17 protein-coding genes and 1 riboswitch are annotated in these 18,493 nt (G+C 37.9%); of the genes, 6 read left to right on the top strand and 11 right to left on the bottom strand.

Going from position 1 to position 18,493, the window contains the following annotated elements:
- Positions 1–60: 60 nt before the first annotated feature.
- From AN964_RS00785 to AN964_RS00765, 5 genes are all read right to left on the bottom strand, one after another.
- Positions 61–1,446, bottom strand: coding sequence for an MFS transporter (locus AN964_RS00785; protein WP_055737897.1), 1,386 nt, complete (start codon positions 1,444–1,446; stop codon positions 61–63).
- A gap of 116 nt (positions 1,447–1,562) precedes the next feature.
- Positions 1,563–2,231, bottom strand: coding sequence for a GntR family transcriptional regulator (locus tag AN964_RS00780; RefSeq protein ID WP_055737896.1), 669 nt, complete (start codon positions 2,229–2,231; stop codon positions 1,563–1,565).
- Positions 2,232–2,252: 21 nt separating this feature from the next.
- A complete protein-coding gene (locus AN964_RS00775; RefSeq protein ID WP_055737895.1) occupies positions 2,253–3,158 on the bottom strand; it encodes a hydroxymethylglutaryl-CoA lyase in 906 nt (301 codons plus the stop codon).
- A 46-nt stretch (positions 3,159–3,204) separates the two neighbouring features.
- Positions 3,205–4,404: a CaiB/BaiF CoA transferase family protein gene (locus tag AN964_RS00770; RefSeq protein ID WP_321198511.1), complete on the bottom strand. Its 1,200-nt coding sequence runs from the start codon at positions 4,402–4,404 to the stop codon at positions 3,205–3,207.
- 380 nt (positions 4,405–4,784) lie between these two features.
- Positions 4,785–5,150, bottom strand: a complete 366-nt coding sequence (locus AN964_RS00765; protein ID WP_055737893.1) for a Na-translocating system protein MpsC family protein — start codon at positions 5,148–5,150, stop codon at positions 4,785–4,787.
- Between the two features lie 234 nt (positions 5,151–5,384).
- Positions 5,385–5,528, top strand: a riboswitch (cyclic di-AMP (ydaO/yuaA leader).
- A gap of 564 nt (positions 5,529–6,092) precedes the next feature.
- Here AN964_RS00765 and AN964_RS27435 point away from each other — a divergent pair.
- From AN964_RS27435 to kdpDN, 5 genes are all read left to right on the top strand, one after another.
- Positions 6,093–6,170, top strand: coding sequence for a potassium-transporting ATPase subunit F (locus AN964_RS27435; protein ID WP_126648161.1), 78 nt, complete (start codon positions 6,093–6,095; stop codon positions 6,168–6,170).
- Between the two features lie 17 nt (positions 6,171–6,187).
- Positions 6,188–7,867, top strand: coding sequence for a potassium-transporting ATPase subunit KdpA (kdpA, locus tag AN964_RS00760; RefSeq protein ID WP_055737892.1), 1,680 nt, complete (start codon positions 6,188–6,190; stop codon positions 7,865–7,867).
- A 15-nt stretch (positions 7,868–7,882) separates the two neighbouring features.
- Complete coding sequence (gene kdpB, locus AN964_RS00755) at positions 7,883–9,913, top strand: potassium-transporting ATPase subunit KdpB (RefSeq protein ID WP_055737891.1); 2,031 nt, start codon at positions 7,883–7,885, stop codon at positions 9,911–9,913.
- 17 nt (positions 9,914–9,930) lie between these two features.
- On the top strand, positions 9,931–10,485 hold the full coding sequence (kdpC, locus tag AN964_RS00750) for a potassium-transporting ATPase subunit KdpC (RefSeq protein ID WP_055737890.1): 555 nt from the start codon (positions 9,931–9,933) through the stop codon (positions 10,483–10,485).
- 62 nt (positions 10,486–10,547) lie between these two features.
- Complete coding sequence (gene kdpDN / locus AN964_RS00745; protein WP_055737889.1) at positions 10,548–11,705, top strand: KdpD-like non-kinase potassium sensor; 1,158 nt, start codon at positions 10,548–10,550, stop codon at positions 11,703–11,705.
- A gap of 124 nt (positions 11,706–11,829) precedes the next feature.
- On the opposite strand, the gene AN964_RS00740 is transcribed toward kdpDN, so the two are convergent.
- From AN964_RS00740 to AN964_RS00720, 5 genes are all read right to left on the bottom strand, one after another.
- Positions 11,830–12,228 carry a DUF6157 family protein gene (locus AN964_RS00740; RefSeq protein ID WP_055737888.1) on the bottom strand — a complete coding sequence of 133 codons (399 nt, stop codon included), beginning with the start codon at positions 12,226–12,228 and terminating at the stop codon, positions 11,830–11,832.
- Positions 12,229–12,616: 388 nt separating this feature from the next.
- Positions 12,617–13,420, bottom strand: coding sequence for a DUF4097 family beta strand repeat-containing protein (locus tag AN964_RS00735; RefSeq protein ID WP_055737887.1), 804 nt, complete (start codon positions 13,418–13,420; stop codon positions 12,617–12,619).
- On the bottom strand, positions 13,413–13,973 hold the full coding sequence (locus AN964_RS00730; protein ID WP_055737886.1) for an HAAS signaling domain-containing protein: 561 nt from the start codon (positions 13,971–13,973) through the stop codon (positions 13,413–13,415). Before AN964_RS00730 ends, AN964_RS00735 begins: the two co-directional genes overlap by 8 nt.
- Entirely contained in the window at positions 13,966–14,289 is a 324-nt protein-coding gene (locus AN964_RS00725; RefSeq protein WP_055737885.1) for a PadR family transcriptional regulator, read from the bottom strand. The genes AN964_RS00730 and AN964_RS00725 overlap by 8 nt, the downstream gene beginning before the upstream one ends.
- 236 nt (positions 14,290–14,525) lie before the next feature.
- Positions 14,526–15,068 carry a DinB family protein gene (locus AN964_RS00720; RefSeq protein WP_055737884.1) on the bottom strand — a complete coding sequence of 181 codons (543 nt, stop codon included), beginning with the start codon at positions 15,066–15,068 and terminating at the stop codon, positions 14,526–14,528.
- 309 nt (positions 15,069–15,377) lie between these two features.
- Here AN964_RS00720 and AN964_RS00715 point away from each other — a divergent pair, with 309 nt between their 5' ends.
- Positions 15,378–15,830, top strand: coding sequence for a GNAT family N-acetyltransferase (locus tag AN964_RS00715; protein ID WP_055737883.1), 453 nt, complete (start codon positions 15,378–15,380; stop codon positions 15,828–15,830).
- A gap of 198 nt (positions 15,831–16,028) precedes the next feature.
- Here the strand turns inward: AN964_RS00715 and AN964_RS00710 are convergent, their stop codons facing one another.
- Positions 16,029–18,446 (bottom strand): heavy metal translocating P-type ATPase, encoded by a 2,418-nt coding sequence (locus tag AN964_RS00710; protein ID WP_055737882.1) that lies wholly within the window; start codon positions 18,444–18,446, stop codon positions 16,029–16,031.
- Positions 18,447–18,493 lie beyond the last annotated feature (47 nt).

The raw sequence follows: 18,493 nt of genomic DNA, 5'->3' as shown, positions 1-18,493 counted from the left end.
TTTCCTTTTATATAAGTATTAAGTTAGCAAACACTGTCCAAGCATGAGATCAAAACAATTCTATGATGTTACTTGAGTTGGATCGACAATGGTTTGCTCATTCGTTCCGTCAATAGTCTCGAGGGATCTTCCCCTTGTTGGCGGTGCAAGTAATGCTATATCAAGGATAACGATAATCATTGCTGCTGCAACAATCGAATACATTGCAGTAGCACCGCTTTTATTTAACACAGGAAGCAAGATAAAAGGCATTAGTCCGCTCATGATACGGCTAATACTATACGCCACCCCTGTAGCAGTTGCTCGAATATCTGTCGGGAATATTTCTGCTTGTAAAATATGATAAGCATTGGAAAAGACATTGCTGCAGAGGGTATAAATAAATCCAAATAGAACAATCATCGCTGCTGAATTTCCCATCCCAAATAAGATTCCGAATACGCCCATGCAAAATGCCGATAAACATACCAGCCATTTACGGTCGATGCGTTCAATTAACGGCACAGAAAGCAATGAACCTAGAGGATATCCAATAAAGGATAAGGCAACAAACTCAAGAGAATGAGTAATGGTATATCCTTTTGCTGCTAAAACAAGAGGGGCAAGGGTACCAAATCCATAGTATCCGAGTGTTTGGAATATTTGGAAAATATAAAGCATAATGGTCCGTTTCATATATCGTTTTTGAAAAACATCCGCATATAATTTTGAATTAGAAACTTGTGTACTCTTGTTTGCCTTCTGAACATGCTTTACATTAGGAACCTGGCTGTTTCCTGATAAACTTTTCACAATTTCTTCCGCTTCTTTCGTTCTTCCAACAGATTCTAGCCATCTAGGTGATTCCGGTAAATGGCGTAATTGCATAAATACAATTACCGCTCCAATCGACCCGATTAAGAACATCCATCTCCATCCTTCAAGACCAAGAGGAGTTAAAGGCACCAACCCCCTGGCTAAAAACCCCTCAATCGGAACAGCGAGGAAAGCAAGGGTGTATGCCCATGCAATGTATTTCCCACGTTTTGCAGATGGAATAATTTCACTTAAATACGTATCACAAAGTGCTGGCTGCGCTCCTAAACCCATCCCTGCTAAAAAGCGAAATAGAATGATAAGACCAACATTAGGACTTAATACGATTAAAAACGTAAACACACTGTAAATCCCGAGATTAAGTAAGAACGCATTTTTCCTCCCGTATCGATCGGCAATACCGCTTAATAGAATTGCTCCCACAAACATTCCTAAAAAACTTGATCCAAGTAACAAAGGCATAAGCGAAGAGCTAACATGGAACTTTTCTCCTAAAACACTCGACAACACACTTGCCAAAAACAGCTCAAAGAATTCAAAGAATAACCCAATACTTATTAACACAACAGCCTTTTTATGACCTTTCCCAATAGAGAGCAAATCCAATCGCTTTCCGATCGTTCCTTCCATTCCATAACCCCCTCATTTTCATATCCGAAATATAGAATGCCTTCACCAACACCTAATACTCCCCATCATTGCTTCTGCCACCACCCCCTACTAATTGGTTAATTGGTTTCACCGTTTTATTCTTCCTTTAAAAAGTGACGAAATGTTTGCAAATCATGAAGAATATGTTCACTCATCCGCTGCTGCGCCTTTAATGGATCTTTTTCTTTCAAAGCCAAAAATATAAGTTCATGGTCTTCAATATAGCTTGTATCTCTAGATGAATAGTAATAGTCCCTGGTGATATTGGATCGCATAAATAACGTTTTCGTTCGAATGGTTTCAAGCAGAGCAATGAGCTGGTGATTATGCGAAGCTTTGATAATGGTTTCATGAAATTTTGTGTTTAATTCTACGGATTCTGATATTCTTCCGTCCAAAAATGCATTTTTGGATTCTACGATTAATCGCCATAATTCATGCTCAATTTCTTCCGTCATATGACCTGCGGCTAATTGTGCAGCAAGAGACTCCAATCTTTCACGGCACTGGTAAATTTCAATAACATCCTGAACACTCGGCTTATAAATATGAATAGCTCCGGATCGTTGTACAAGTAAACCGTCTTTTAATAGCATTCGCACTGCTTCCCGTAGTGTTCCTCTTCCTACCCCCAACTTTTTAGCCAAATTAGTTTCCACCACTAATTCACCTGGCAGCAAATCCATTTGTATAATTTGTTTCAGTAAAATATCGTAAATTTGTTCATGTAATGGTGTAGATCGAACAATTTCTATTTTTCTCAACCCCTCATTATTTTTTGATCGTTATGTTGTTTGAAGCGCCTTTACTTTATGAATATGCCCTGTAAATTCACGCTTGGTAAAGGCTTGAATCTGCTTTACACAGGAAAGAAGCGCGGATACATCAATACCAGTTTCAATCCCCATTTCATGGAGCATAAAAACAACATCCTCTGTTGCAACATTTCCAGCTGCACCTGGAGCAAATGGACAACCCCCTAATCCTCCAACGGAAGCATCAAAACGGGTAACTCCCGCCTGAAGGGCAGCCATAACATTCGCTAAAGCAAGCCCATAAGTATCATGAAAATGAGCGGAGATAACTGCCTGTGTGTTGATGGCCATGACTTTTTCAAATATTTCAAATACTTGTTTTGGATTTGCACGACCGATCGTATCACAAATGGCAATTTCATCGACCCCCAATGCCTCTGCTCTTTTGACCATTTCTAACACGATTGCTGGATCTACCTTTCCTTCAAATGGACACCAAAATGACGTTGCAATGCAATATCGAATAAAGGAATCGTTTCCCTTTGCTTTTGCAATGATTCTATCTAACACTCGGATGGATTCTTCTCTGCCCATTCTTACATTATGAAGATTAAAAGTTTCACTTGCTCCTACTACCAAGGAAAAGGCTTGAACATTACTCGCTAATGCACGCTCATATCCTTTTTCGTTTGGAATTAAAGCAATATATTGAATGCTCGGGTCCTGGTGTATTCCAGCAAACACTTCTTGAGCGTCCCTCATTTGCGGCACGAATTGCGGATGAACAAATGAAGTCGTTTCTACTCTTTTAATGCCTGTTTTGCTTATAGCATTAATAAAGGCTATTTTTTCATCTGTGGGAATAAAATTCGCTTCATTTTGCAGCCCATCTCTTGGACCCACTTCAACAATTTCGACTTTTTTTGGTAAACTCATATGATAGCCACCTTTACTCTACATATCACTAGTTTTATAGGTTTTTTTAAACTATACCCTTTTCTTGCAATTCTTTAATTTCTTCCTCTGATAAATGTACCTTATCGGATAAAATTTCCTTCGTATGTTGGCCTAATCTAGGACCTGCCCACTCAATATCGCCCGGCGTTTCACTCATCTTTGGCACGATTCCAGGCATTTTTAATATTCCTATGTCCTCCACTTCCACATCACGTATCATGTCCCTTGCTTGATAATGCGGATCGTTTACTATATCTTCAATGGAGTAAATCGATCCTGCAGGAACCTGGGCTTCATCTAGAAACTTCATTATCTCCATAAAAGGATGTCTCAGCGTCCATTCTTCTATTAATTGATCCAAGTAATCAGCATGCTCTGATCGTTTTGCATTATTTGCAAAGCGCGGGTCTTCCGCAATATCGGGGCGCCCCATCACATTCATTAGGCGTTTAAAAATGGTATCACCGTTTGCGCCAATAACGATATATTTCCCATCCTTACAAGGATAAGTATTAGATGGTGTCACACCAGGCAAAGAACTCCCAGTCCGTTCCCTAATCAAACCCGTTCTTCCGTATTCTGGTAAAGTGCTCTCCATTAAGCTGAAAACAGATTCATAAAGGGCCACATCAATAATTTGTCCCTCATGGGTTCCTTTAACATCCCTATGATAAACCGCCATCAATGCTCCAATGACTGCATAAAGTGCTGATACGGTATCCCCAATACTGATACCCACACGTGTAGGAGGACGATCTGGATAACCGGTTATGTACCGCATTCCTCCCATCGCTTCACCTATGGAACCGAACCCAGGTTTCTCTCGGTAAGGTCCATCTTGACCATATCCGGATACACGGACCATAATTAGGGATGGATTAATAGATTTAAGTACATCATACCCCAGCCCCCATTTTTCCAATGTACCCGGACGAAAATTTTCAATAACAACATCTATGTCTTCAATTAGTTTGCGAACTAGCTGCTGCCCTTCCGATTTCCTTAAATCGATGGTGATCGACTTTTTATTCCTGGACTGCAAATACCACCAAAGACTAGTGCCATTTTCAACCGTTCTCCAGGTCCGAATCGGATCGCCTTTTTTTGGCGCTTCGATTTTTATTACTTCAGCACCAAACTCAGCTAGTAAGCGGGCGGCAAATGGTCCAGCAATCAATTGCCCCATCTCTAGCACACGTAGACCTTCCAACGCTTTTTTCCCCAAGTCAAACATCCCCTTAAGTCAAATAACACATTTTTAAAACGCTTTCATTAATGTTTAAATAATAAATGTTTTCAAACAATTCGTCAACCGTTGGCGGTCGACACATTACTACAATTATTGCTTTATAGAAACCCTGAATAAATTCACGCTGTTTTTTATTCTATTAGGATATTTTTAAAAAATATACAGCTTTTCTAAACAGAGGTAGGGGAGGAAACTACGAGGGGTTTATCCATATTACTAAATATAAGAAGAAAAGAATAACCTCACAATATTCTGTTCGCATTTATTTCTATTTGAAATTATATTCATATATCATTTATTAATAGAATTAACCCTATTCTTTTATAGATTTTTAAGAGAAACATACCGAACTTTTACTAATCAAGTAATTTCTCTAAATTTTTATCTAAAATAAATACCTCAATTCGCTCACCCATTCTAGTACTTATATCACTATGACTGGAAAGAACTGTGCAATTTGTGTATTGTTCCACAATTTTTTCAAAGTCTTGACTGTACATTTCGCGAAGCACTTGTCTCATCTGTTTAACAAGCTTCTTTCCGTATTGGTGGTTGACCAAATGTTTCTCTTCAATGGTTAAAACTCCTTTAAACCGAGCAATAATCATATCCTGGACGATATACGTCTTAATCTCCTGAGGACCGCGTCCAATTAAATCTCGATGGAGTTTAATAAAAGCCTCGTTTAATTCTGATTCAAGTTTTTTCTTTGATTTGGTCATTTTTCCAATCCCCCTAATCATTCATGAAAAATATATTACGCAGAGGAGATTTCAATTGTCAACCATATTTTTATAAAATTTGAAATCGGTAGAAAATGAATAAATTAATTAGATATCGATAGTTTTCATTTGATTTCCTTCCTAAATTGCCGAATATCAGACGTAAAAGGCAAAATACCGAATTTTACAAACAAATCATATCTGCGTAGAATATGCCACATATAGTTTTGAAATGAATATGATCGGCCTAATCTCAGAAATGAGAGCGGAGGAACCACCTTTTATTGGGGTTAATTCTACAGATTGTAGAAGGGATGAGATTTTCTCTTTCGCCATCCTACCCGTCAGCTAACTTCGTCGGCTAAAGCGAGGGAGGTCTTAAGACCGCCTTTTAACAAGAGGCTTTTTTTATTGCATCTTAATGATGCAGTAAAGGATGCAGCTTGAAAATAAGTAGGTCTTTTTTGTATGCCTATTTTTAGGAAAAGTGTCAGAGAAGACAGAATGCAAAGAGGGCAATAGCCAGCTGGGCATTAGGTAGACTACTGTGTACTTTTTCTCCCAAATGTTAGAGGAACATGAATTTAGTAATTATCATTCCAAGTCAGGGATGATCTTTCCTTCATGTTCTGAATTTGCGGGGAGAGTATGCAGTAGTCTTTTTTATTCTCGATTCTTTGAATAAAAAAGACTACTGATAAGGCTCTCCAAGGAATGTAAAAAATAAGGAGGGCATCATGCATGGTACATTTTTAGCTTATATAGGGTTTATCGTTCCCTTTTTAGGATTTTCCATATTAATACTGTTCGCAAATAAGAAAAAAAGGTGATATGAGTGATTACATTTATTATGATTCTGCTCCTATGCGGGAGTTTTACTTGTTTGCATTTTTTTATAAATTGGTGTGAACGAATACTTGAGGAAAAAGGTGGAGCTTGACCATGATCATCGTTTCAATATTTACACTATTTGTGTTCATCTATTTAGTCTACGCCCTTGTTCATCCTGAGAAATTTTAAAAAAGGAGTATTTGATGATGGATATAGTACAAATGCTGGTTGTTATTCTTATCCTAGTATTACTGGTTAAACCGTTAGGAACCTATATTTACCACGTGTTCTCAAATAAACAAAACCGTACAGATAAATGGTTTAACTGGTTAGAAAGGATTATTTATACCTTTTCAGGGTTAAAAACTAGACCGTCGATGTCCTGGAAACGCTATGCACTATCGTTAGTATTGTTAAATGCAGGCTTTGTGGCCATTGGATTTTTGATATTGCTCATTCAAGGGTATTTACCCCTTAATTCAAGCAAGATTAAAGGGATGGAACCTACTCTTGCATTTAACACGATTATCAGCTTTATGACGAATACTAACCTGCAGCATTATAGCGGTGAAACAGGTTTATCCTATTTTTCACAAATGGCCGTCATTATTATGATGATGTTCACATCCGCAGCAACAGGTATATGTGTGGCAATAGCCTTTATTCGAGGAATTACCTCAAAGGGAGAAACGCTTGGAAATTTCTTTGAGGATTTCACTAAATCGATTACGCGATTGTTACTTCCTCTCGCTTTGGTTATGGCAATTATCCTGGTTGGGCTGAAAGTACCACAAACATTGCAGCCAACGATCCATGCCACGACGGTAGAAGGAAAAGTACAAAATATCGCGATTGGACCAATTGCCTCCTTAGAATCGATCAAGCACATTGGGACAAACGGCGGGGGGCATACAGGAGCAAATTCGGCGCATCCATTTGAAAATCCTAGTCCGCTGACAAATGTATTAGAAATTCTAATGATGTGGTGTATACCAGCATCCTTAACGTATACATTCGGTAAATTTGCACGCAATCAAAAACAGGGTTGGGTAATTTTCAGCACGATGCTTCTTATATTTCTTAGTTTTCTCTCCCTTGTTTACTTTTCAGAGAGCATGGGGAATCCAACATTAAATGCTCTGGGATTAAACCATGAAGAAGGAAGCATGGAGGGAAAAGAAGTTCGATTTGGAATTGCACAGTCTTCCCTTTTCACAACGGTTACGACTTCTGCTACTACAGGAAGCGTTGATAATATGCACGATACATTAACACCTCTAGGAGGTTTAGTACCACTTTCCTTGATGATGTTAAATGTCGTCTTTGGCGGTGACGGAGTAGGATTAGTGAACATGCTTATGTATGCCATCTTGGCAGTCTTTCTATGCGGATTGTTAGTGGGAAGAACACCGGAATTCTTAGGCAGAAAGATTGAACCAAAGGAAATGAAGCTTATTACGATTGCTCTATTGGCTCATCCGCTTATTATTCTATTCCCATCCGCTCTCGCATTTATAACAGATTTAGGAAAAGGAGCCATAAGCAATCCGAGCTTCCATGGCATTTCACAAGTAATATATGAATTTACCTCTTCAGCAGCCAATAACGGATCTGGTTTTGAGGGGCTGGGAGATAACACTCCATTTTGGAATATTTCTACTGGAATTGTTATGTTCCTTGGACGCTATATATCTATTATTGCTTTATTAGGAGTGGCAGGCTCCCTTGCCAAAAAACAATTTGTCCCTGAAACGACAGGTACATTTCGGACAGATAATGGACTGTTTATCGGCATTTTACTAGGAATTGTCCTCATTGTCGGGGCTCTTACTTTTCTTCCTGTTTTAGCATTGGGACCGATAGCAGAATATGTTTCGATTCGATAGGAAAGGATGTTAGGAATGTCAAAATCCACTGATGCAATAAATAAGAAGCTAGTGATGGAAGCCACGAAACAAAGCTTTATAAAATTGAATCCTATTATCATGATAAAAAACCCTGTCATGTTTGTGGTGGAGGTAGGAACCATTATTGTATTACTTATACTGTGCATGCCTTCTTATTTTCATACGGAAGGTGCATTTGGATACAATCTGGCGGTTCTCCTCATTCTGCTTTTTACCATTTTATTTGCTAATTTTGCAGAAAGCTTGGCAGAAGGCAGAGGGAAGGCACAATCGGAAAGTTTAAAAAAGACAAAGCAAGAGACACTTGCTAAGCTCATGCTGAAGGATGGGGATATCAAATCTGTATCATCTTCTAGCTTAAGAAAAGGGGATATTGTACTCGTGGAAACGAGTGACATCATTCCGGGAGACGGGGAAATTATCGATGGCCTTGCTTCGATCGACGAATCAGCCATTACTGGTGAATCAGCTCCCGTTATTAAAGAAGCCGGCGGTGATTTTAGCTCTGTCACAGGCGGTACAAGAGTAATAAGCGATTGGATAAAAGTCAAAATTCAAGCGGATCCAGGTGAATCATTCTTAGATAAGATGATTGCACTTGTGGAAGGGGCTAAGCGCCAAAAAACACCAAACGAGATTGCTCTAAATATTCTTTTGATTACTTTAACGATTATTTTCTTAATCGTTGTCGTTACCTTATATCCGATTGCCCAATATGTTGGAGTCACTCTTTCCATCTCAACATTAGTGGCATTGCTCGTTTGTCTCATTCCTACTACTATCGGCGGCTTACTCTCAGCTATTGGAATCGCAGGCATGGATCGGGTGACCCGCTTCAATGTCCTTGCCATGTCCGGTAAAGCAGTGGAAGCAGCGGGCGATATCAATACGATTATCTTAGATAAAACAGGAACTATTACATTCGGAAATCGGATGGCCAGCAACTTTATTCCGGTTGAAAATACATCCATGGAGGACTTGGCTCAGGCGGCGGTATTAAGTTCTATTCAGGATGATACACCTGAAGGAAAATCTGTCATTCAACTTATGAAGAAGTTAAATATAACGCCGCAATCAATCCCAATTGAGAATGCTTCATTTATCGAATTTAAAGCAGAAACAAGAATGAGTGGCCTGAACTTGGCTACCGGAGAAAAAATTAGAAAAGGTTCTATTGACGCAATCAAGAATTGGGTCTTAACTCAAGGCGGACAGATTCCAAAGGATTTAGACGATAAAAGCAATCAAATTGCCTCTAAAGGCGGAACCCCATTGGCGGTTGCAAAGGGCAATCAAATTCTTGGCCTAATTTATTTGAAGGATACAGTAAAGCCCGGAATGAAGGAACGTTTTGCAGAGCTGCGGAAAATGGGGATTAAAACCATTATGTGCACTGGAGATAACCCTATCACCGCTAAAACCATTGCTGAGGAAGCCGGAGTCGATGATTTTATTGCTGAATCCATGCCTGAAGATAAAATTTGCGTCATAAAAGACGAACAAAAACAAGGGAAATTAGTTGCCATGACAGGGGACGGAACCAATGATGCTCCAGCACTTGCTCAAGCAGATGTCGGATTAGCGATGAATAGCGGCACGATTGCAGCAAAAGAGGCCGCAAATATGGTGGATTTAGATTCTGATCCAACCAAAATTATCGAAGTGGTTTCTATCGGAAAACAGCTGCTAATGACACGCGGAGCATTAACCACCTTTAGTATTGCAAACGACATCGCTAAATATTTCGCAATCATTCCAGCGATGTTCACGATTGCTATTCCGAAGATGGAAATCTTAAACATTATGAAATTAACATCGCCAACTTCAGCTATATTGTCTGCGTTAATCTTTAATGCAATTATCATCCCATTGCTCATTCCTTTAGCAATGAAGGGTGTGAAATACATTCCGATGAAAGCGAGTAAACTTCTGTCCCGAAATCTAATGATTTATGGCGTCGGGGGGATACTTGTTCCTTTTATTGGAATTAAAGTTATCGATATGATCATCAGCCTCATATTATAGGCAAAGGAGTATAATCAATGAAAATAATACGTTTATGTATAGTATTTATCCTTGTTTGCGGGATTATCTATCCATTGGTGACTACTGGAATCTCCCAATTAATATTTCCGAAACAGGCTGACGGAAGTCTCATTTATAAAAATCATAAAGTAATAGGTTCCGAGCTAATTGGTCAAACCTTCACGTCACCAAAGTATTTTCATGGCAGAGTTTCTTCTATTAATAATGATGCTTCTGCGAGCGGGTCCAATAATTATGGTCCATCGAATAAAGAAATGTTGGAGAGAGTAGAAAAATCGATCAACACATTAAAAAAGGAGAATCCCGGACTTGATGTAAACGACATCCCTCTGGACCTGATTACAAATTCCGGATCAGGACTGGATCCCAATATTTCCATTAAGGCAGCAGAATTTCAGATACCGAGAATTGCAAAAGCTACAGGAATTTCCAAAGCAAAACTGAAACAACTAATTACTGATTATAAGGAAGGAAGGTCATTAGGAATCTTTGGAGAACCGCGCATCAATGTTTTGAAGTTAAATCTTGCACTAACGAAACTAGAAAATTAATCTTCATGCCGGCCCATTTGAAATGGGCTGGCATTTCCTACTTATGAAAAAGGGTGAATGGAATGTTTACAGGTGATCATTTTGATTTTAAGCGGAAATCTCCCGAAGAGATTCTGCGTGAAATGGAGATATTAAAACATGGAAAGTTGAAGCTTTACATTGGATCTGCTCCAGGAGTTGGGAAAACCTATCGAATGCTCCTGGAAGCACATGAATTAAAACAAGAAGGAATTGATGTTGTCGTTGGATTAATTGAAACCCATAACCGGCCGGACACCATGAATCTTTTTACAGACTTAGAGACTGTTCCTCTCAAGGATATCCAATATAAGGGAAAATCCTTTAAGGAATTGAATGTAGAAGAGATAATTGCTAGGAACCCAGACGTAGTTATTATCGACGAACTTGCACATACAAATGTACCAGGTTCCCCAAATGAGAAACGATATTCCGATGTACAGGATATTCTGGCAAATGGAATACATGTCATCTCCGCCGTTAATATTCAGCATTTGGAAAGCTTACATGATATTGTCCAGCAAATCACTGGTGTACATGTGAGAGAGAGAATACCAGACAGTATTCTAAATTTCGCCCAAGAGGTTATTTTAGTCGATGTCACCCCTGAAATCCTGCAAAAAAGGCTTAAGGACGGAAAAATTTATTCCTCCAATAAAATTGAGCAAGCTTTGCAAAACTTTTTTACCAAAAGCAATCTTTTAGCACTCAGGGAACTGTCCCTTCGCGAAGTCGCAAATGATGTAGATGAAAAAGCGGAGAAGGAAAATGAAAAGAATGGTTTTGAAACTACTCCAGCAGGTACTTGTGAAAAAATATTGGTCTGCATCCAAAATGATCAAAATGCCGAAAAACTGATAAGACGCGGTTGGAGAATTGCAAGCAGACTAAAAGCACAGCTATACATCTTTCATGGGTCACGAAAAGAAATAAGGGAAATGACTCAAAAGGAAATGAAAAAAATCGAAGGCTGGGAGCAGTTAAGTATTGAATTTAATGCAAAATTTATTCTCAAAAACCTGAAAAATAAAAAGGTAGCAAAAGCAATTACAGAAGTGACAAAGGAATACCATATTACTCAAATTATCTTAGGGCAATCCGCAAAATCCCGGCTGGAGGAGTTAACAAAAGGCTCGATTGTAAATGACATTATGCGCTTAACTTCGGGAATTGATATTCATATTGTGGCGGAACAATCATGAGAGCTCGTACCAGTAAGGAATCGAAAAGGTGATTCCTTATTGGTAGACTAGTTTATTATTATATGGTCATATAGTAAACCTATAAAATAGCTCATCGCTTTATTTGATCCAATCATTGAAATCTTTATCTTTTAGACCTCATCGCTTTTACCTTTTTAATAGTATCGCTATTCTCTAGCATCTGGTACCTATCCGATTCCACAGGAACCAATTCCGCTTTCCCTTGTGCATCAAAATAGATACCCCATCCATAACGCTTGGGAAGAGCAGAAGTTCGCATGCAGGCCCGTTTTTTCGCAAAGAAACGCTTCCTTTCTTCTTCACGGTTCGTTTCTGGAATCTCCCTGTGATTCATATACGCTTCAAATTGCAGCTCATCGTGAGTATAAAAACCCGGATTTTCATTAAGTAGCTGATACTCGATTTCAGCCAATGTTTTCTTGTTTCGATTGGATATCGGTACTCGGCTTTCTTGCGCCGGGCAATCATCCGAAATTAGTATCAGAGTATTATAATAGACCATGGAATTTTCATCCTCCCTCAAAAGAGCAATAAACATATTTTGTTCTTACTATAAAACAACTTAACTGTCAGTTACAGTCAGTCAACTTTAATGGTTATTAGACCCTAACCATTGTTCCCTAAAATGGATTTGCATAGTCTATAATAATAGAATTGAATTATACTAAAAAAGGATGGTTAAGTTATAGTTAGTTGATGTACCTGAAGAGATCGTTCGAAGAGAAAAATGGATTTTTTAAGTAATAGAAGCCAAGCTCCCGTTATTTAAAGCATTACCATACCGGAACCTAGGCTTCCTCTACATATACTTGTATGAAAATAATTGTATTGTTCTTGCTTTAATGAATCATGATTAAAATAACCGACCAGAGGAACACATTACGATGAAATCACTTCTTTAAAGATACATTTATACTTCCATTATCGGTTGTAAGATGAATAACATGCTCCCCATTGCCAATAACAGCATTATCCTTGTATTTATTAAAAATATTAATTCTCCCATTATCTACATGAACATCAAATCGTACATTGGTTGGCTCTTTTTCCGTTTGAACATCAATTCTTCCGTTATTAGACGTTAAATCAATCGAACCGTTCATATCCCTAGTTACCACAGAAATTTTACCATTGTCTGTTTCCCCTTTTAGTTGACCCTCCACATGGTATAATGACACTCTGCCGTTGTTCGCTTTTACTTTAACCTTTTTACCCGTAATATTCTTTAATTCCATCATACCATTATCTGTTGATGCAAAGACATCCGTACTAGTAATCCCCTCTAAATAGACTTTCCCATTATTACTCACGGTGTCTATAGATTCATATTGTTTTTCTGGCAAAAGCACTTTTAAATGAAGGGATCGGTCTGTAAATTCAAAATTAAAGAAGGTGGACTGTTTATCGATTAATTCTACCTTGAGTGTCTTACCTTCCACATTTGTGTTGAAAATTACATTTGTATTTTTTGCTTTTTTTCCCGACAGTTCTATTTTTGCTGCCTTATCTTTCGTAGGAAGTATCTCAACCTGAGCACCAGAAATTACCTTCACTTTAGAAAATTCTTCATTTATCACTTTTTCCTTAGATATCGTTTCTGATTGATTCATGGAACGAAATGTTAAGAGGCCTCCCACTACACCAACAATCACTAATCCTAAAGCAATGAACATTATTCCTTTTAACTTATTCATGCTTCAACCCCCCTCTAACAAGTGAGACATTGAATTTCAAATAACGAATGAAACCCTTGTTCAATACTTTTGTAACAAAAAACATACCTATACCAAGCAAAATCCCAAGACCGCATAATGCAATGGATACAAACAAATGAAAGAATTCAAAAGTGCCTGGATGAACGAGAAAATCAAATATCACGAGCAGTGGAGCCAATGTAAATCCTAAGCTAGCCACCCAAAGTCCGCATATGACCCCAACTAATGCTACGAAAGGTCCCAAGACAATGATTAAATTGAAGAAGCTTAACCCAATCACAGCCCAAATCGCTCGTATAATATTACCTGCTGTAACGGACTGTTCCACTCTATCAATATGGTAGGAGGCCAATAAATCCTTCCCAATTGAACTTGGTGAACCAAGCCTCTCCGCAATCTCCGCTTCCGTCTTTCCTTCTTCCAAACCAATCACAAAATGTTCTTCATAGTCCTGTAAAATATCCCGTCGTTCATTTAAGGACAAACCCCTAAGAGCTTCATTCAATTTATTTAAAAATTCGTCTTTAGTCACTGCTTACACCTTCCTTTATTAATTCATTGACAGCATTTGAAAATTCTCGCCATTCATTCACCAGTTCGTTCAAATACCTTTTACCTTTCTCTGTTAACCTATAATATTTACGTGATGGCCCTTCCGTTGATTCCTTTAAATATGTGGTGAAATATTCTTCCTTTGTCAGTCTTCTTAAGAGCGGATAGACAGTTCCTTCAGATATTTCAATCCGATCTGAAATTTTCTGTACTAGCTCATACCCGTATCGATCCTGTTTATCCAGCAAAACCAGCACACACAGCTCTAAAACTCCTTTTTTAAATTGTACATTCAATTTTTTAGCCACCTTATTATTATTTAGTACTATACAATAAACAGTACCAATTTTTAATTAATACTCGATAGGAATAATATATCACTTAGTATTGTTCATTGCAAGGTACTGTTTTAAAAAAAATATCCAAAATGGGCTGAGAAAATCTTTGTTTTGAGGGAGAAGCTGAAATTTATTAAAAAGAGACACCGTTTCATTAGAACTGTGCCCCATTTCATTGCTTAATGTACCCAATGTTAAACCTGCAGCTTCTTTGCCATCATTTTTTTGATAATCCTAATCTGGCCCCTATGATTTAATTCATCTTCGAATACATGAAACCATTTAAAATAATTATTTGCCTGCTGATTAAACCAAAATGGAGTTTGTTGAAACAACCATTCATCCGGAAGTGTTTTGAATGTTTCGATGGTTTTATTTCTTGTGTCCGTTAATTCTTTTACATAAAAATCGATGGTGTTCCCTTTAATTTGCTGACGGGCGTTTTCTCCTAACTCTAACGCTGGATTTAATTCATTAATTTCCTCATCTGTAACCTCACGATTTTGGAACGATTCAATTTGATACGCCTTTTCTACCGCTGCCATATGCGCCAATAACATCCCAATCGAATTGGCATCCTCATTATAAAGGAAATCCAGTTCCTCTACAGTTAAATCCTTTACCTCTTCCAGCGTCAACACTCTCGTATAATTCATCATCGAAACTAATTTACTGAACTCTAAGCTTAGTCCGTCCTTTTGATCAATAATAAATAACGTTTTTAATTTCTCTGACATTTTTACACCTACTTTTTTTAAAAGTTTACTTATTATTAATTCTGGTAGAAGTATGGAAATTCCTTCAATTTTTATTAATTTCGCACCTTATTTGCTACAAGAATGTATTTATTACTTATGAACTTTGCTTGAATAGGAAAATCCGTATATGAAACTTATCGTTTTTTACTATTCCTAAAAGATCCTCCCAAAAATAGATTACTTATGAAAATCCATTTATATAACGGTTAAAGGAAATTTAGAGTCAAAGTAGAATTACTATATTTAAAAATAAAGGCAAAAAATCAAAAATATTAAAGGAGTACACAGATGGAATTACAAACAGAAAGATTAATAATTGTTCCTTGCACAGATGAACTAGTTTCAACAATTTCAACGGAAAGATACGAAATGGGTCCTCATATAAAGAGGTATGTAGAGAAACTTAGAGAGGATTCAACCCAATTAGGTTGGGGTGTATGGCTGGTGATCACGAAAGAAACCAATACGATTATTGGTGATATTGGATTTAAAGGGAAACCTGATTCAGAGAATACAGTCGAAGTGGGATATGGAATTATACCTTCAGCGCAAAATAAAGGGTATGCAACGGAAGCTGTGAAAGAAATTATTCATTGGGCATTTACACATGATCAAGTAGATAAAGTTGTTGCTGAGTGCTTACATGATAATATTCCTTCCATTAAAGTATTGGAAAAGTTGAATATGAATAAAATCGGAGTAGAGAACGAAATGTTAAAATGGGAATTAAAAAAAGGTTGAGATGAATTCTTTCTTCATAACAGTACCTGAAGGCTGCCGGAAGGAACCTTCGGCTTGAGCATGTTTACTTAATTATTGAAATCATAACACTTCATAAAATACTGAAATCTATTAATAAATCAATACCTATATTATGATGATTAACCTTATAAAAGGATGGCCAGACATATAAGTCAAAAATACACCTGGCCATCATGTCTATAACTTTACTTTTTGCAATCGAAGAGCGTTCAATACAACGGAAACGGAGCTGAAAGCCATTGCTGCGCCTGCCAGCCAAGGAGCTAGAAATCCCGCTGCGGCAATCGGAATACCGATTGTATTATAAGCAAGAGCCCAAAACAAATTTTGCTTAATGTTTCGAATGGTTTTCTTACTCATAAAAATGGCATCTGCAATACTATTTAAATCCCCTCGGATCAGGGTAATATCAGCTGCTTCCATTGCAACATCCGTTCCTGTTCCAATCGCCATCCCAATATCGGCAGTTACTAAAGCTGGTGCGTCATTAATTCCGTCCCCAACCATTGCCACTTTCTTTCCTTGTTCCTGTAATTTTTTCACTTCTTCTGCTTTTCCATTTGGTAAAACTTCTGCAATAACGCGGTCAATTCCTACCTGCTTTCCAATAGATGCAGCTGTTCTTTGATTATCACCTGTCATCATGATCACTTCGATACCGATATTTTTTAATCGGCTGATTGCCGTTTTCGACGTTTCCTTTACCGTATCAGCAACGGCAATCATTCCTGCATATTTTTGATTGACCCCAACAAGCATCACGGTTTTTCCATCGGACTCTAATTTATTCATCGTCTCAAATGCAGATTCTATGTTGATATTATGTTGTTTCAACAGCTTTTGAGTCCCAACCAATATAGAATTTCCCTTTACGATTGCTTGGATTCCGTATCCTGGAATAGCGTTAAATTCACTTGCGTCCGTCAACAGTATTTCTTTCTCTTTTACACCGTTCACAATAGCTTGTGCTACAGGATGTTCTGATTGTTTTTCGGCAGAACCAACAATCTCTAATAAGAAGGTTTCATTAAATCCATCATTTACAACTACATCCGTTAATACAGGTTCTCCATTGGTTACGGTCCCCGTTTTATCTAAAACAACGGTGTTGATAAGATGCGTTTTTTCAAGATGTTCCCCACCTTTAAATAACACACCTATTTCTGCTGCTCGCCCTGAACCAGCCATAATAGAGGTTGGGGTTGCAAGACCCAATGCACACGGACAAGCAATAACTAGCACTGCAATAAATTTTTGAAGTGCAGCGGGAAAATCACCTGGATTTACCCAAATAAACCATATAATAAAGGTAAGAACGGCTATCCCTACGACAATCGGGACGAAAATACCTGATATTTGATCAGCAAGACGTTGAATAGGTGCTTTTGAACCTTGTGCTTCTTCTACAATTTTAATAATTTGGGCTAGGGCAGTTTCTTTCCCAACTTTTGTGGCCTTGATTTTTAAAAATCCATTTTTATTTATCGTAGAACCGATCACAGTATCACCGACCGCTTTATCCACTGGTACGCTTTCTCCTGTAATCATCGATTCATCAAGAGCGGAATTTCCCTCCAAAATAATCCCATCCACAGGCACTTTCTCTCCTGGTTTTACAAAAACGATATCATTTATTACAACTTGGTCTAAAGGTACCTCTTGTTCCACCCCATCCCGTTCAATGATCGCAGTTTTCGCCTGTAAACCCATCAATTTTTTAATGGCTTCGGAAGATCTTCCTTTTGCTTTTGCTTCAAATAATTTTCCAAGGAGAATCAAAGTAATCAGAATCGAACTCGTTTCATAATACAGTTCTACCTTTCCATGAGAACTTACAGATAGAATGGTTAAATATAAACTGTAAAAGAAGGCAGCTGATGTCCCCAGTGCTACTAGCACATCCATATTGGCACTTCTGTTTCTTAAAGCTTTATAGGCACCGACATAAAATTGCTTACCAATAATAAATTGTACAGGTGCTGATAAAGCAAGTTGTACCCATGGATTCATGAAAGCCTCTGGAACATAGATAAAAGAAGTAAAACTAAAATGGCCAACCATTGCCCATAGTAACGGAATGGATAAAATAGCTGAAAAGATAAGCTTTCCTTTTTGACGCTCTATTTCTTTTTCTTTATAATTAGCAGCCTTTTCGCTGTTATTGTCATCCTTTAAAATAGCCCCATAACCTAACTTTTCAACCGTTTTAATGACATCTTGTGTGGACACTTCAATCGGATTCAATTCCACAGTTGCACTTTCTAGCGCAAGATTGACCGATGCTTTCGAAACTCCATTTAATTTATTTAGTCCTTTTTCAATTCGATTGGCACATGCTGCACACGTCATTCCTGTAATGGCAAACTCATTTTTTTCCGTTACAACATCATACCCTAAGTTTTTCACTTTTGCTTGAAACTCTCCGATGTTGGTGATCTCTGGATTATATTTAATCGAGGCATTTTCTAAAGCAAAATTAACATTGGCGGATTCTACACCATTTACTTTATTAAGGCCCTTTTCAATTCTGTTAGCACAAGCTGCACACGTCATTCCAGCAATTTGAAGATGGACCTCTTTTTGATTTCCACTCATCGTTATCAACTCCTCCCACATACCCAACAGGGGTATATTTCAATAAA

The sequence above is a fragment of the Heyndrickxia shackletonii genome (genome assembly GCF_001420715.1).
Lineage (GTDB): Bacteria > Bacillota > Bacilli > Bacillales > Bacillaceae_C > Margalitia > Margalitia shackletonii.
This window is presented reverse-complemented; position numbering and strand designations above follow the sequence as displayed.